The sequence below is a fragment of the Paractinoplanes durhamensis genome (assembly GCF_016862175.1).
GTDB lineage: Bacteria > Actinomycetota > Actinomycetes > Mycobacteriales > Micromonosporaceae > Actinoplanes > Actinoplanes durhamensis.
This window is the reverse complement of the sequence record NZ_BOML01000061.1, coordinates 14,046-28,885: the sequence shown is the minus strand read 5'-3', so window position 1 is coordinate 28,885 and position 14,840 is coordinate 14,046. Positions and strand designations below refer to the sequence as shown.

The 14,840-nt window shown below is 71.6% G+C and carries 14 protein-coding genes; 9 read left to right on the top strand and 5 right to left on the bottom strand.

All coding sequences use genetic code 11. The features are described 5' to 3' along the window. Positions 1-392 precede the first annotated feature (392 nt). From Adu01nite_RS38340 to Adu01nite_RS38310, 7 genes are all read left to right on the top strand, one after another. Complete coding sequence (locus tag Adu01nite_RS38340; RefSeq protein WP_239133024.1) at positions 393-1,832, top strand: DUF1996 domain-containing protein; 1,440 nt, start codon at positions 393-395, stop codon at positions 1,830-1,832. A 257-nt stretch (positions 1,833-2,089) separates the two neighbouring features. Then, positions 2,090-3,655: a malate synthase A gene (gene aceB / locus Adu01nite_RS38335; protein ID WP_344520602.1), complete on the top strand. Its 1,566-nt coding sequence runs from the start codon at positions 2,090-2,092 to the stop codon at positions 3,653-3,655. 3 nt (positions 3,656-3,658) lie between these two features. Further along, entirely contained in the window at positions 3,659-4,789 is a 1,131-nt protein-coding gene (locus tag Adu01nite_RS38330) for a DUF6986 family protein (RefSeq protein WP_203734231.1), read from the top strand. Between the two features lie 30 nt (positions 4,790-4,819). Continuing rightward, a complete protein-coding gene (locus tag Adu01nite_RS38325) occupies positions 4,820-6,049 on the top strand; it encodes a low temperature requirement protein A (RefSeq protein WP_203734230.1) in 1,230 nt (409 codons plus the stop codon). A 2-nt stretch (positions 6,050-6,051) separates the two neighbouring features. After that, positions 6,052-6,612: a YciI family protein gene (locus tag Adu01nite_RS38320; RefSeq protein WP_203734229.1), complete on the top strand. Its 561-nt coding sequence runs from the start codon at positions 6,052-6,054 to the stop codon at positions 6,610-6,612. Positions 6,613-6,626: 14 nt separating this feature from the next. Next, complete coding sequence (locus Adu01nite_RS38315; RefSeq protein ID WP_203734228.1) at positions 6,627-6,875, top strand: hypothetical protein; 249 nt, start codon at positions 6,627-6,629, stop codon at positions 6,873-6,875. 9 nt (positions 6,876-6,884) lie between these two features. After that, positions 6,885-7,184 carry a hypothetical protein gene (locus tag Adu01nite_RS38310; protein ID WP_203734227.1) on the top strand — a complete coding sequence of 100 codons (300 nt, stop codon included), beginning with the start codon at positions 6,885-6,887 and terminating at the stop codon, positions 7,182-7,184. Between the two features lie 45 nt (positions 7,185-7,229). Here the strand turns inward: Adu01nite_RS38310 and Adu01nite_RS38305 are convergent, their stop codons facing one another. From Adu01nite_RS38305 to Adu01nite_RS38285, 5 genes are all read right to left on the bottom strand, one after another. Continuing rightward, positions 7,230-8,396 (bottom strand): FAD-dependent oxidoreductase, encoded by a 1,167-nt coding sequence (locus tag Adu01nite_RS38305; protein ID WP_203734226.1) that lies wholly within the window; start codon positions 8,394-8,396, stop codon positions 7,230-7,232. Positions 8,397-8,540: 144 nt separating this feature from the next. After that, positions 8,541-9,182 (bottom strand): PadR family transcriptional regulator, encoded by a 642-nt coding sequence (locus Adu01nite_RS38300; RefSeq protein ID WP_203734225.1) that lies wholly within the window; start codon positions 9,180-9,182, stop codon positions 8,541-8,543. A 293-nt stretch (positions 9,183-9,475) separates the two neighbouring features. Continuing rightward, the gene (gene alc / locus Adu01nite_RS38295) at positions 9,476-10,465 is read right to left on the bottom strand and encodes an allantoicase (RefSeq protein ID WP_203734224.1); all 990 of its coding nucleotides are present in this window, start codon (positions 10,463-10,465) and stop codon (positions 9,476-9,478) included. 2 nt (positions 10,466-10,467) lie between these two features. Beyond that, complete coding sequence (allB, locus tag Adu01nite_RS38290; RefSeq protein ID WP_203734223.1) at positions 10,468-11,778, bottom strand: allantoinase AllB; 1,311 nt, start codon at positions 11,776-11,778, stop codon at positions 10,468-10,470. Between the two features lie 54 nt (positions 11,779-11,832). Then, positions 11,833-12,600, bottom strand: coding sequence for a transglutaminase-like domain-containing protein (locus Adu01nite_RS38285; protein ID WP_239133023.1), 768 nt, complete (start codon positions 12,598-12,600; stop codon positions 11,833-11,835). 38 nt (positions 12,601-12,638) lie between these two features. Between Adu01nite_RS38285 and Adu01nite_RS38280 the strand changes: the two genes are divergently transcribed. Both Adu01nite_RS38280 and Adu01nite_RS38275 read left to right on the top strand, forming a co-directional pair. Continuing rightward, positions 12,639-13,754 (top strand): phosphotransferase family protein, encoded by a 1,116-nt coding sequence (locus Adu01nite_RS38280; RefSeq protein WP_203734222.1) that lies wholly within the window; start codon positions 12,639-12,641, stop codon positions 13,752-13,754. Positions 13,755-13,758: 4 nt separating this feature from the next. Next, entirely contained in the window at positions 13,759-14,838 is a 1,080-nt protein-coding gene (locus tag Adu01nite_RS38275) for a protein-L-isoaspartate O-methyltransferase family protein (RefSeq protein WP_203734221.1), read from the top strand. The last annotated feature ends 2 nt before the right edge of the window (positions 14,839-14,840 follow it).

The window sequence follows — 14,840 nt, the reverse complement described above, 5'->3', positions numbered from 1 at the left end:
GCCCTGCCGGGCTGCCGGGCTGCCGCCCTGCCGGGCTGCCGCCCTGCCGCCCTGCCGGGCTGCCGGGCTGCCGCCCTTCCGGGCTGCCGCGCGCCGCCCTGCCGCCTTTTCGCCGGCCCCGCCGGCGTCCGCAGCCCTCTTCCGCGACTTAAGGAAAAATTAAGTCTGCGGGGCGGGAAAAGCGTTATTCGGAATGGAGATCGCGGCCACCAGCGGTGCCGGAAAAGGCCATTCATAAGTCTTTCTCCACGCGTTGAAACAAGCCCCTCACCTCGGCATACTCCCTGATGAATCGAGCCCCCTCGGTCATCGAAAAGGGTAGAGAACAAATGCGGACCGAACCTCTCCACGCCGCTGGTGAACCCCGGCGCCCCCACCGAACCCGCACCCGCGTGCTCCTCGCCTCGGCGGTAGCCGTGGCCGTAACCGGCAGCGGCGTCTACATCGCGAACGCCGACGCCGCCGAGACCGTGGTGCCCGGCCGGCTGCAGGCGGAGGCCTACTCCGCGCAGTCCGGCGCGCAGACCGAAGGCACCTCCGACGCCGACGGCGGCAAGAACGTCGGCTGGCTGGCGAGCGGCGACTGGCTGCGCTACGACAAGGTCCAGCTGGGTGCGACCGTCCAGGCCCGGATAGCGTCGGACAACACCGCCGGCGGCACGGTGGAGCTGCGCCTGGGCTCCCCGACCGGCACGCTGCTGACGTCGTTCCCGGTGGCCAAGACCGGCGGCTGGCAGAAGTGGGTCACCAGGACCGCCACGATCAAGCAGCCGCCGACCGGCGCCCAAACGCTGGTAGCAGTCATGAAAAGTCAGCAAAAATCGGACTTCGTGAACCTCAACTGGTTCACCCTCGGCGGGACCACGGCGACTACAAGCCCGACAAATCCGGCAACGACCGCGCCGGCCACCCCGGCCACGACAGCGCCGACGAGCAGCCCGGCCACGACGACCCCGACGACGCCCCCGGCAACGGGCGCCGGCTGGGTGGACGTGGACCAGGCGAAATGGGCAGCCCAGCTGGCCGAGTTCAAGGCGATGACCCCGCGGCCGATCACCAACAACCCGGTCCGGGTGGCCGAGTTCAACGCCTCCTGCACGGTCAGCCACGCGAAGACCGACGACCCGATCGTCTTCCCGAACCTGCCCGGCGCCTCCCACATGCACTCGTTCCTGGGCAACAACATCACCGACGCGGCCACCACAACGGACACCCTGCTGACGAACACCGGTTCCAGCTGCAAGCCGTTGGACGACCACTCGGCCTACTGGATCCCCACGCTCTACGAGAACGGCCAGCCCGTACAGCCACACGGCGTAACCGTCTACTACGGCTCCCGCCTCCCCGACACCACCAGGACCGTCCCGTTCCCGCAGGGCTTCCGGATGATCGTCGGCGACGCGAAGCGCCAGGTGGACACCCCGAAGGGCGCCCCCGGCCAGTTCTGGTGCGCAGGCGCCGGCGGCGAAACGGGCCGAAGCACGGACGGTAACTGGCCGGTCTGCGCCAAGACGGCCGAGCTGACGTTCCAGCTGACCTTCCCCGACTGCTGGGACGGCGTCCACCTGGACAGCCCCGACCACAAGTCCCACGTGGGCCCGGCCGACGGCAAGGGCGAGTGCACCGGCAAATACCCGGTGGCCATCCCGTCCCTGTCGTTCGTGATCGGCTACCCGACATCGGGCACCGCCGCCGGCTTCAAACTGGCCTCCGGCAACGCCAGCTCGATGCACGGCGACGCCTTCTTCGCCTGGGAGAACGCCGCGCTCGGCCACCGCGTCCGGGACTGCATCGTCCAAAAGGCAAAGTGCAACACCGCAGGAACTTTCTGACCGTACGCCCCAGGGGTAACCCGAACGCACCAGCGTGAACCCCGCCTACGGCGGCTGCCGCCCGCGACCATCGCGGGCGGCAAGCCCCATAGCGCGCGTTTCGCGAGCCGGCTTTCCTCCCCGAGGTGCGGGCGCGGCCAAACGTCCCCGCCGCGCCCGCCCTCCCAGCGTGGAGCGGTCGCAAGATCCAACTGCTGTGATCTGTTCAGCGCTGACGGCGGGGCCGGGCTCCATTACGGTACGAGGGAGTAATCGTACTGAGGGGAGCCGACGCCATGACCGAAATCCTGTCGGACGAGGCTGTTGCCTTCGTCGCGGATCTGAACCGGCGTTTCCGGCCGCGCCGCAACGAACTCCTCGCCGCGCGGGCCGCCCGCCGGGCCGAGATCGCCGGTGGTGCGTCGCTGGGGTTCCTCGCCGAGACCGCCGACATCCGCGCCGCCGAGTGGCAGGCGCCGCCGGCCCCGGCCGATCTGACCGACCGCCGCGTCGAGATCACCGGGCCCACCGAGCGCAAGATGACCATCAACGCGCTCAACTCGGGTGCCAAGGTGTGGCTGGCCGACCTCGAGGACGCCAACACCCCGCACTGGCAGAACGTGGTCGACGGCCAGCAGAACCTCTACGAGGCGATCCGCCGCACCATCACGCTGACCACCCCGCAGAAGAGCTACGAGCTCAACGGCGGCCCGTACCCGACGATCGTGATGCGCCCGCGCGGCTGGCACCTCGACGAGCGGCACCTGCCGGTCGACGACGAGCCGGCGGTGGGCGCCCTCGTCGACTTCGGCCTCTACTTCTTCCACAACGCGAAGGAGTTGCTGGAGCGGGGCAGCGGGCCGTATTTCTACCTGCCGAAGATGGAGTCGCACAGGGAAGCGGCGCTGTGGAACGACGTCTTCACGTACGCCCAGGAAGCTTTGGGAATTCCGCACGGCACCATCCGCGCCACCGTGCTGATCGAGACCATCCCGGCCGCGTTCGAGATGGAGGAGATTCTCTATGTCCTTCGTGACCACCTTTCCGGGCTGAACGCGGGCCGCTGGGACTACCTGTTCAGCATCATCAAGTACTTCCGGGACAACCCGCGCATGATCCTCCCGGACCGCGCCTCGGTCACCATGACGGCACCGTTCATGCGGGCGTACTCGGAACTGCTCGTGAAAACCTGTCACCGCCGCGGAGCCTTCGCCATGGGCGGCATGGCCGCCTTCATCCCCAGCCGCCGTGACCCGCAGGTCAACGAGGTGGCCCTGGCCAAGGTGCGGGAGGACAAGGAGCGCGAGGCCGGCGACGGCTTCGACGGCTCGTGGGTGGCGCACCCCGACCTGGTGCCGGTCTGCCAGGAGATCTTCGACCGGGTCCTCGGCGACAAGCCCAACCAGCTGGACAAGCAGCGCCCGGACGTCACGGTGGAGGCCGCCCAGCTGCTGGACGTGTCGTCGACCGGCGCCCCGGTGACCGAGGCCGGCCTGCGCGGCAACGTGTCGGTGGCTCTCCAATATCTGGAGGCGTGGCTGCGCGGCAACGGCGCGGTGGCGATCAACAACCTGATGGAGGACGCGGCGACCGCCGAGATCTCCCGCTCGCAGGTGTGGCAGTGGATCCACAACGAGGTCCGGCTGCCGGACGGCACCGAGATCACCGCCGACCTGGTCGGCCGGATCGAGGACGAGGAGCTCGTCAAGATCCGCAAGACGATCGGCGACGAGGCGTGGGCGTCGAGCCGTTTCGACGACGCCCGCAAGCTGTTCGAGCGGGTCGCCCTGGCCGACGACTTCGCCGACTTCCTGACGACCGCCGCCTACGACTCGATCGACTGATCGATGCGCCTGTCCGACAGCGACTACACGGACCTGGACGTCCGGCTGGCCGCGCACGATGCGTTCCTGCAGTCTCGTTACCGGGGGGAGCGCCCGGGCCGCCAGCCGGTACACACCGTGTACATCCCGGCCGACCGTCTCGACAACTTCCGCGAGTGGGGCGAGATCGCCACGACGGCGATGACCGACTTCCCGTGGGAGGCCGGCGACATCCGGGCCAAGCTGGCCGCGGAGCCGATCGAGGACCTGCGGGTCGACTTCGAGGACGGCTACGGCGTCCGCCCGGACGACCAGGAGGACGAGGCGGTCCGCCGGGCGGCCAAGGTCCTGCGCGCCGGTCCGGTCCCGCCGTTCCTCGGCATCCGGATCAAGTCGCTGGAGGCGGCCACCCGCCGCCGGGCGCTGCGCACCCTCGACCTGTTCCTGGACTCCTATCAGGACACCGTCGAGATCACGCTACCCAAGGTGAGCGGTCCGGATCAGGTCACGGCCATGGTCACCCTCTGCGAGAAGCTGGAGAAGGCGTACGGCCTGGCCGCCGGGACTCTGACCTTCGAGATCCAGATCGAGCTGCCGTCGGCGATCCTGGCCGCCGACGGCACCGCCACGGTGGCCCGGCTGATCACCGCGGCCGACGGTCGCTGCACCGGCCTGCACTACGGCACCTACGACTACAGCGCTGCGGCCGGCATCGCCGCTGCCTACCAGTCGATGGAGCACCCGGCGGCGGACTACGCCAAGGCGGTGATGCAGGCGGCCGCGGCCCAGACCGGCGTGCGGCTGTCCGACGGCTCGACCAACATCCTCCCGGTCGGCACCGCCGAGGAGGTCCGATCGGCCTGGGCCCTGCACTACCGGCTGGTGCGGCGGTCCCTGGAGCGGGGCTTCTACCAGGGCTGGGATCTTCACCCGGCGCAACTGCCGACCCGCTACGCGGCGACGTACGCCTTCTTCCGGGACGGCCGCACCGCCGCCGTCGACCGCCTGCACCGCTACCTGTCCCGCCAGGAGAGCGGCATCGCCGACGAGCCGGCCACCGCCCGGGCCCTGGCCGCCTACCTGCTGCGCGGCCTCGACTGCGGCGCCCTGACCGACGCCGGCCTGCCCCGGGACGACCTGCTCCGCCTGATCTAGCCGCAGCGACGTTGCGCTATGTTCCAGCGCATGCCGTCACCCGCCGTCGAGGAACGTCACGCCACCTGGCTGGAGCTCTTCTTCGACCTCGTCATCGTCGTGGCCGTGGCCCAGCTGGCCCACCTCCTGCACGACGGCCCCGGCCTGCACGAGGTGTTCCTCTTCGTCGTCTGCTACTACGCGATGTGGAGCGTGTGGACGTCGTTCACCCTCTACGCCAACGTCTCCGGCGACCTGACCCGGGTCCGGTCGATGCTGCTGGCGATGTTCGGCATCGCGGTGATGGCCGCGGCCGTGCCGCACGTGCTGCGCGGCGAACCGCGGTGGTTCATCGCCGCGTACGTGTACTGCCGCCTGATGGGCGCCGGCTCCTGGAAGCGCACCAGCCGGGTGATGACCGAGTGGCCGGCCGTCCAGCAGGCGGCCGGGGTGATCCCGTGGATCGCGTCGATGGGCTTCGAGCCGCCGGTGCGCTACTGGCTGTGGGCGGCCGGCATCGGGCTCGACGTGGTGGTGTCGCTGGTCCGGTCCCGGCATCCGGAGCAGATGCTGGCCGACGAGCAGCGGGAACGCGAGGAGGCCCAGCACAACCGGGAGCGGCGGGTCCGGTTGCTGCACCGGCTCTACCGCCCCCGCCCGGTCGTGGCCCCGCCGCCGTTGCAGGCGGCCCGCCCGGACCGGCCGCACCTCGGCGAACGGCTCGGCCTCTTCGTGATCATCGTGCTCGGTGAGGCGGTGGCCCAGCTGATCGACGCCGCCTCCGAGGTCGAGCACTGGGAGCGCGGCCTGATGGCGGCCCTCGGGGCGGGCTTCGGCCTGCTGGTGGCGCTGTGGTGGCTGACCCTTCGGTACGGCGCGGGCGGCGCCCCGACGTACGGCACCCGCGTCTTTGCCTTGCGTCTCACCATGCCGGCGCATTACCTGATGACCGGCTCCATCGTGCTGATCGCGGCCGGGCTCGGTGTGCTCGCCGAATACTCGGCCGAGCCGGTGCCGGAGGCCAACCGATGGGTGTTGTGCAGCGGCGCGGCCCTCTATTTCCTGACCGTGAGCCTGCTCGGCGCCCGCGGCGGCGCCCCGATCGCGTGGATCGCCGGCTGGGGCGTGCCCGCGATCGTGGCGTCGCTGCTGCTCGGCGTGTTCGGCGGACCACTGCACGGCTGGGCCCTGGCCGTGATCCTGCTCGCGGTAGCGGTCTGGCACGTGCTCTACCGGCCGCGCACCGAGGCGCCGGCCCCGATCCCCGCTGAGGTGGCCTGACCATGGATTACTTCGTCTACTGCCGGGACCGCCCCGGCGTCATGGAGCTGCGCTGGGAGCTGGCCGAGGCGCACTGGTCGTTCATGGACCGCTACGCCGAGACGATGATCGCCCGTGGCCCGACGCTGACCCCGGACGGCGAGGCAGCGACCGGAAGCGCGCACATCGTCGGCCTGCCCGACGCGGCGGCCGCCCGCACGTTCGCCTTCGAGGAGCCGAACTATCGGGCCGGCGTCTACGACGACGTGCTGATCCGCCGGTTCACCAACACGCTGGGCCGGACGATGTGGGAGTTCCCCGGCGGCCGGGAGGGTCTCCTGATCATCGCGCACGACCCGGCGACCGCGGCGATGCCCGGCGAACTGGTCGCCGCCGAGGACCGCGACCGGCTGATCGCCTGCGGCCCACTGCTGTCCGACGACGGCACGCAGTGGCTCGGCACCGCGATCATGGCCGAGCTGCCCGACCGGTCGGCGGCCGAGGCGATGATGGCCCGCGCCCCGGTCCGCTATGCCACCGTCGAGGTCCACCCGTGGCGTTTCGGCGGCCGGCCTGCGGCTTGAGTCCGGTTCGTAGGTTGGGGCCGACCACCACGGTGGCGTACTACTCGGCCGACGGCGTCCGGGTCTTTCTCGGGCAGTTCGCGGATCCGGCGTATCTGACCGCCGGTTTTGTCGGCACCATCGAGAGGCTCGCGAACATCGGCCTGTTCCGGCCGCTCGGCGCGGTCGCCGCGCTGCTGTGGCGGCGCACGGTCGTGGCGGCGACCCGGCCGACGTCGTGCACAACACCCTCGGCGGCCTGCTCGGCGTGGCCCTGGCGGTAGGTTCGACTCATGCGCGTACCCACTGCAGTGATCACCGCCGGCTCTCTCATCGGGGGCTGGCAGCTGGCCCGCCGCACCGGCATTCGTCCCCTGGGTGGCGTGGTCCTGGCGGCCGGCGGCGTCCTGGCCGGCCGTGAGTGGGCCCGCCGCACCAGCCCCGCGGTGACCACCGCCTTGGTGACCACCTACGTCGGCGCGTTCGCGCTGTCCCACCCGCTGGCCCGCCGGATCGGTGCGTGGCCGTCGGTGCTGGCGGTCTCGGCCCTGACCGCCGCCGCTTCGTACGCCGCCGCGGACCGCCGCCGCTAGCGAACGAGCTCGGCGCCGGTGCGTGCCGGCGCCGAGCCGTCCCGGTCAGAGCGGCCGGGCCCAGTCGATGCGGTAGCGCTGCTCCGGGCCGATGGTCTTCTCCGGCTTCATGGCGAGCTTCATGAACACCCGCATGACCACCGGCATGAGTGCCTTTCCGATCGGCCCCGGTGCCTTGATGCTGTTGGTCTTGGCGGCCCGGGCGGCCACCTTCTCCACCCGGCGGCGCCGCAACCGTTCGTACTGTGCGAACGCCGCCTCGATGTCCGGGATGTCGCGCAGGCACCGGGCCAGCTCGATCGCGCTCTCGATGGCGAGCGACGCGCCCTGACCGGAGCTGTTGGACGGCGCGTGCACGGCGTCGCCGGCCAGCACCATCCGGCCGCGGTACCAGTGCGGCACCGGCGGCATGATGTGCAGCGCGCCGTTGACGGTCAGCTCGTCGGCGGGCAGCGCCCGGATCAGGTCGCCGCCGGGGGAGTCCTCGCCGTAGATCTCCAGCAGGGTGTTCTTCCACTGCGCCGGGGGGATCGCGCGGGCCTCGGCGATGGTGAGCGGCCGATGCGGCAGGTTGACGCCGAACGTGGTGCCGCCGCCGAGTGCCGGACCGTACAGGTAAAAGCCCTTCTTGCCGAAGGCGAACACCATGGTCCCGGCCTCCTCCGGCACGGTGGCCGGGGACTGGCCCTCGACGGCGATCATCCCGGTGTAGTGCGGGCCGGGCGCGCCCGGGTCGATCAGGCCGCGGACGGTGGAGTGCACGCCGTCGGCGCCGATCAGGATGTCGGCCTGGACCTCGGTGCCGTCGGCGAACGTGGCGGTCACGCCGCCCGGCCCCTGGACCGCGGCGACCAGGCGCCTGCCGTACTCGATCGGCGCGTCGGCGGCGAGGATCCGGTAGAGATCGCTGCGGTGGATCACCTGCAGCGGGCCGACCCCGGCGAGGGCGGGCAACTCGAGCCGCGTCCTGCCGACGGTCATCATCTGGCGGTGGACCGGCCACGAGACCGCGGCGGCCGGTTCGCTTACGCCGACGATGTCGAGGGCGGCCATGCCGTTCGGGGCGATGGCGATGGTGCCGCCGATGCCGTGGGCCGGATGGGGATAGGCCTCGTAGACGGTGGCCTCGATGCCGGCCTTACGTAGGGCGAGGGCCGCGACCGGGCCGGCGATGCCGCCGCCGATCACGGCGACCGTGCGTACACGTGCCATTTTGTCCTCCTGGACAGGTTGTGCTGCGAAAACCGTCGCGGGAGGTAGGCCGTATCCTTCAGATTGCCGCCTTCGGATCGGGCCTTCCCGCTCGGATCGAGGGTTTTGTCCCGGCGGCCTGTTGCAGCAGGTCGCCGGGACGCTTCAGCCGATGGCGTCCTCCGCGAGCTTGATGATCTCCGCGGGGGCCTGGCCGGTCTCGTGGAACCGCCGCCAGTCGTCGAGACCGGGCAGCGTGCCGGTTTCCAGCTCGGCGACCAGCGACCGCATCCACGCGGCCTCGGCCTCGAGCATCGCCCGGTCGTACTCCACCTCGACGAGGAACAACCGCGGCACCGTCGGGCCGTACTCGGCGAGGATGGCCTCGGTGGCCGCGATCTCCCGGCCGACGGCGTCGAGACGCTGTTGCAGCAGCGTCACCACCTCGTCGGGGGAGAGCACCGACATCACCGAGAGGCCGCCCCGGAAGCGTGGCGACTCCGGTTCGGCGGTGGAGAGCAGCTCCCTGGTCCAGTCGGCCAGCTCGGCCCGACCGGCGTCGGTGATGCGGTAGACGGTGCGCTCGGGGCGCTTACCTGCGCGTTCACTCGGAGACGAGGCGAGGAACCCGTGCTTGGCCAGGTTGCCGACGACGGTGTAGAGCGAACCCCACTTGATCTGCAGGTCGCGCTCCTTGCCCCAGCCTTTCAGGGCGGCGGCCATCTCATAGGGGTGCATCGGGCGGAACGCCACCACCGACAGCACCCCGAGCGCCATCGGGTTGCCGACCTTGCGCCGCTTCGCCACTCGCCCTCCTATACTCGCCGACGAGTATACGGGAGCGAGTAAGAGCAAAGGCAACCTCAAACCATCCAGAGGTACGCGCGCCGGGGCGGGCCAACCGCAAGGTCACGAACCCGGCTCACGGGCCATCGGGCTGAGCGGGCGGCCGGGGCCGACCGGAACGAACGCTCATGCGAAAGGCGCGCAACGGCGGCTGCCGCCCGCCGAGATCGCGGGCGGCAGCCGCCGGAGGCGGGGTTCGCGAATGCTGCGGTTGTCCGGCCCGAAAAGGCGTACTCAACGAACTTCTTGAAGGTTTATCGGTTCTCGACGTGGCGGCGGAAGTTTTCCTCGAGGACGTTGCGGTCGGGGCGGCCGATGACGCGCAGGCGCGCCATGCCGCCGTCCGGAATGATGTCGAGTCGCACGCGGTCGGCGGCCTGGCCGGGGCGGACCGGAAAGCGGTGCGGGGTGTCCGGGGTGAGCGCGGCGGCCGGCAGGATGTCGAACCACGGGCCGCCCGCGAGGGAGCCGCGCAGCGATGCCGAGCCGGGCGCATTGCCTTTGAAATGGGTGGTGTCGAGGTCGACGAATTCGACCTGGGTCGGCGCGGCCAGGGTGATCTCGGCCCATTCGTTGCCGGCGACGCGGCGGCGGGCGGTCTCCCAGCCGTCGCCCATGTGCCGGGCCAGGCCGGGCTGGAGCATGTTGTGCGGACGGCCGTAGAACATGTTGCTGCAGCCGGTGATGTGCCCGCCGTTGACCAGCGCGGCCACGTCGAACACGTCCGGCAGCATCGTCGGGTCGGGCACCACGTCGCCGTGCACGCGCAGCCGGGCCACCCCGCCGTCGGGGAAGATGGTGAGGCGCACGTGGGTGAAGCGGCGGCCGTCGTGCACCGGGAAGAGGTTGCGGGTGTCGCCGTCGAGGGGGGACTTCCCCACGATCGGCACCCAGGTGGCGGCCTGCAGCGCGGCCGGGCTGGGGTAGCCGTCGACGGCGAGGGCGTCCACCGATGCGTACGGCGGGTAGTTGCCGGTGAAGAACGCGGTGTCGACGTCGACGCCGTGGATGACGCCGGGCGCGCCGAGCCGGACGATCGCCACGTCCTGGCCGGGGGAGCGCCGCCGGCGGGTCTCCCAGCCGTCGTAGACCTGGCCCTTGTGGTCGAACGTCCGCGGTGCGAACGTCGGCGGCTCCGGCATGACCAGGTGATCCGCGGCCGCGAAGAACTCGTCGTTGGCGAAGACGACACCGCCGCCGAGGGCCCGCGACGCCAGGTCGGGCTTGGTGCTGAAGTCCTCCACGGTCAGTCCTCTCGGCTCAGGAACGCGCCGCCGGCCTCGTCGCCGGTCACCCTGCGTCCGCGCAGCCAGGTCGCGTGGACCACGCCGTGCAACTGCTTTCCGGCGTACGGGGTGACCGGGTTCTTGTGGTGCAGCCGATGCGGGTCGACCGTGAACGTGTCGTCCGGGTCGAACACCACCAGGTCGGCGTCGGCACCGACGTCGATCCGGCCCTTGCGGGACAGCCCGGCCAGGTCGGCGGGCCGCCGCGCCATCCAGTCCACCACGTCGGCCAGGCCGTAGCCACGCTCCCGGGCCGCGGTCCAGATCACCGGCAGGCCCAGCTGCACCGAGGCGATGCCACCCCAGGCCGCCGCGAAGTCGCCGGTGTCCTGCCGCTTCAGCTCGGGCGTGCAGGGCGAGTGGTCGCTGACCACGCAGGTGATCAGCCCGTCGGCGAGCGCCCGCCACAGCTGGTCGGCGTTGGCCGCGTCCCGGATCGGCGGGCAGCACTTGAACTCGGTGGCGCCGTCCGGGATCGAGCCGGCGTCGAGGGTCAGGTAGTGCGGGCAGGTCTCGGCGGTGACCCGGACGCCGTCGGCCTTGGCCGCCGCGATCAGCGGGAGCGCCCCGGCCGCCGAGAGATGCAGGATGTGCACCCGCCGCCCGGAGGCGCGGGCGGCCGCGATCGCGGTGGCGATGGCGGCGTGCTCGGCCTCGGCCGGCCGGGAGGCGAGGAAGTCGGCGTAGGCGGCCGAGGAGGCCGCGTCGTGCAGGTGGTCCGGGTCCTCGGCGTGCACGACGAACAGGGCGTCGACCGTGTCGAGCGCGGTGGCCAGCTCGGCCGCCGACAGCGGCGGGAATTCGGGGACGCCCGAGTCGGCGAGGAACGCCTTGAAGCCGAAAACCCCGGCCGCGTGCAGGTCGGGCAGTTTGCCGGCGTTGCCGGGGATGGCGCCACCCCAGAAGCCGACGTCCACGTGGATCTGCCCACTCGCGGCCGCCTGCTTGATCTTCAACGCCTCGGTGTCGACCGTCGGCGGCAGGCTGTTCAGCGGCATGTCGATGATCGTGGTGACGCCGCCGGCCGCCGCCGCCCGGGTGGCGGTCGCGAACCCCTCCCACTCGGTCCGGCCCGGTTCGTTCACGTGCACATGCGTGTCGACCAGCCCCGGCAGCAACGCCGAGTCACCCAGGTCCAGCTCCAGGCCGGCCTCGACCGGCGCGTCGTACGCCCCGACCGCGACGATCCGCTCCCCGGCGATCGAGACGGCGGCCGGGACGACCCCGGCGGGAGTGACGACGCGGCGGGACCGCAACACGAGATCGACCATTCCTCGACCCTAGACGGCGTTGATGTTCACCAGATCACGTCGGCCGGACAAGATCTAAACCGCGGCCTCGCCCAGCGACACCAGGGCGACGTGATCGTCGATCGGCAGGTCGCCGTCGGCGATCGCCAGGACCGTCATCTCCGGCATGGTCAGCATCCCGGAGAGCGTGGTGGCCAGCGCGGTGTCGGCGGCGTCCCGGCCGGTCGCGATCCGGATCAGGGTCTGGCGGGGCGCGAGCCGGGTCGCATCCCACACCCGCCACTCGCCGTCCAGGGCGGTCTCGACGACCAGGTGGAAGTCCATCGGGGACAGGCCGGGGGCGTAGACGGCGGCGACCCGGGCCGGGATGTCCAGCGCCCGGCACAGGGTGGCGACCAGGTGGGCGTAGTCGCGGCAGACGCCCGCGCCGGTCAGCAGCGTGTCGATCGCGTCGGTGGTCGGGCCGCTGCTGCCGACCGTGTAGGCCAGGTGCTCGAACACCCACTCGGTGATCGCTCGGACCGTCGCGGTCGGGTCGCCGATCGAGCCGAACTGGGTGGCGGCGAACCCGGTCACCCGGTCCGACGGGCAGTAGCGGCTCGGCCGCATCGCCACGATCCGGTCGAACGCGGTGACCGGCGCCGGGGCGGGCTGCGGGCCGACCGTGGCCCGGTATTCGACGATGAGTTTGCCCGGCTCGGCGCGCAGGTAGTGCTGGCGGCCGGGCAGCTCGACGGCGTCGACCGAGAGGGTCTCGGTCAGCGGGGACGGCACCGCGATCTGCAGGACCAGTTCGGCCGGTTCGGTCACGTCGAAGCCGAGAAGGCAGGCGATCTCACTCACGCCTCGCACGGTATCCGCCGTACGTTACGGTCGCGGTCGTGAACCGAACCGTGACACTGGTCGTCGTCGATCCGTCCGGCGCGTTGCTCGGGCAGCTGCCGCCGTTCGAGGTGGCGGCGCCCTGGTGGCAGGACGTGAGCGAGTTCGGCCGCGAGGACCGCCCGGTGCTGCGGCTCCTGCACGGCGACGAGCCCGGCCCGCCCGGCGGCCACGTGACCTACCTGTCCGAAACGTCCGACCGGCCCGGCGGCCTGCTCCCCGCCGAGGTCGATCTCGCTCCGCATCCGCACCGCGCCGCCTACGCCGAGGCCGGTGGGCCGACCGCATCGGTGGCCTGGGCCCGCGCGGCGCTGGACCGGCCGGTGACCGCTCACCAGCGGCGCACCTGGAACCTGTCGTCGATCTGGCGCTTCGACGGCAGCGACGGCGAGCCGGTCGCCTGGCTGAAGCAGGTCCCGTCGTTCTTCGCGCACGAGCCGGCCGCCCTCGCCCTGGTCGCGGAGGTGGCGCCCGACCTGGTCCCGCCGGTGATCGCCGTCGGCGCCGAGGGCCGGATGCTGCTCCCGCACGTCAAGGGGGAGGACCGCTACGGCGCCGGACCTGAGCTGTGCGACCGGATCGCGGAGGCTTTCCACCCCGCGCAGACCGCGCTGGCCAAATCCGATTTGTCCGAAATAAAAGGAAGATTCGATCCAAAGCGTGTCCGAAATGTCGCCGAACCCTACTTCGACAAGATCGACGGACTGGCCGCACTGGTCGACGACCTGCCGGCGCGCCTGGCCGCCGCTGACGAGTGCGGACTCCCGGACACGCTCGTGCACGGCGACCTGTACCCCGGCAACGTCCGGACCGACGCCGCCGGCCACCTCACGATCCTGGACTGGGGCGACTGCATCGTCGGCAACCCGGCGTTCGACATCCTGCGGCTCACCGACGACCTCGACGACCCGGAGCCGGTGCTCGATGCGTGGGCGTACCGCTGGGCGAAGAGCGTGCCCGGCAGCCGGCCGCAGCGTGCGGTCGAGCTGTTACGGCCGGTAGCGGCGTTGCGCAACGCCGTCGCCTACGCCGACTTCCTCGACCGTATCGAGCCATCCGAATGGCCCTATCATGCCCGCGACGTCCCGGAAAGCCTCGCCGCCGCCCTACTGTGAGGGCATGACCGGAACGCGCGGGGAGTTTCTGGACCAGATCCGGAAGGACGGCGTCGAGCTCTCGCCGGAGCTGGCCGCCGCGTTCACGTCGGTGCCGCGCGAGGCCTTCGTGCCCGACGGGTTCCAGCGCCGCGACGGCAGCTGGGTGCGGCCCGCCGACCCCGACTTCCTGCCCACCGTCTACCGCAACGACGTGCTCGTGACCAAGATGGACGGCAAGACCCCGACCAGTTCGTCGAGCCAGCCGTCGCTGATGGCGATCATGATCGAGGCGCTGGCGGTGACGCCGGGCCTGCGGATTCTCGAGGTGGGCGCGGGCACCGGCTACAACGCCGCCCTTCTCGCTTCGCTCGGGGCGACGGTCACCAGCATCGACGCACAGGAGGACGTGGCGGCCCGGGCGCGCACGGCGTTGACCCGGGCCGGAGTTGCGGGGGTCCGCGTCGAGCACGCCGACGGCTACACCGGCTGCCCGGGGGAGCGCTTCGACCGGGTGGTCGCCACCGTCGGGGTCACCGGCATCTCCCCGCACTGGCTCGACCAGCTCGATCCGGGCGGTTTCGTGCTGGCCCCGGTCGTGCACGCGGGCACCCACCCGGTGCTGCGCGTGAGCGGCCCGCCGGTGACCGCCCGGGCGGTGTGCGGCGCCGGTTTCATGCAGGCTTCCGGCCCGCTGAGCGCCACCTTCCCGGATGCCTTCCCGAGCCCGGCCGCGGCGATGGCCGAGCTGACGCCGTACGCCCCGGCCCGTTTCGACCCGGAGCTGAGCGACGTCGCCTACCGCGACCTCTGGTATGCGGCCGGCGCCTGGAACCGTCGCGCCTCGCACGCCGCCATCCCCGGCCACCGGCAGAGCTGCCTGGCCCTGCTCGACGGCGCCCGCTCCGGCGGCGCGGTGATCCCGGCCGACGGCAGCGTCTGGGCCGGCGGTGACGAGGCCGCCGCCTACGCGGTGGCGGCCGGCCGCATCCTGGACCGCTGGGCGGCCGCCGACCGCCCGCCGATGGGTTCCTGGCACATCACCCTCGACCTGGCCGGCGATCCGCGCGCCCCGATCTGGGTGCCGGTCAGCTGGCGGGTCTGACC

Bases quoted from the DNA above. Each gene is read 5' to 3' on its own strand.
- Adu01nite_RS38330 (WP_203734231.1), top strand. From the start codon at position 3,659: ATGCGCCTGTCCGACAGCGACTACACGGACCTGGACGTCCGGCTGGCC.
- Adu01nite_RS38325 (WP_203734230.1), top strand. From the start codon at position 4,820: ATGCCGTCACCCGCCGTCGAGGAACGTCACGCCACCTGGCTGGAGCTC.
- Adu01nite_RS38320 (WP_203734229.1), top strand. From the start codon at position 6,052: ATGGATTACTTCGTCTACTGCCGGGACCGCCCCGGCGTCATGGAGCTG.
- Adu01nite_RS38310 (WP_203734227.1), top strand. From the start codon at position 6,885: ATGCGCGTACCCACTGCAGTGATCACCGCCGGCTCTCTCATCGGGGGC.
- Adu01nite_RS38305 (WP_203734226.1), bottom strand. From the start codon at position 8,396: ATGGCACGTGTACGCACGGTCGCCGTGATCGGCGGCGGCATCGCCGGC.
- allB (WP_203734223.1), bottom strand. From the start codon at position 11,778: ATGGTCGATCTCGTGTTGCGGTCCCGCCGCGTCGTCACTCCCGCCGGG.
- Adu01nite_RS38275 (WP_203734221.1), top strand. From the start codon at position 13,759: ATGACCGGAACGCGCGGGGAGTTTCTGGACCAGATCCGGAAGGACGGC.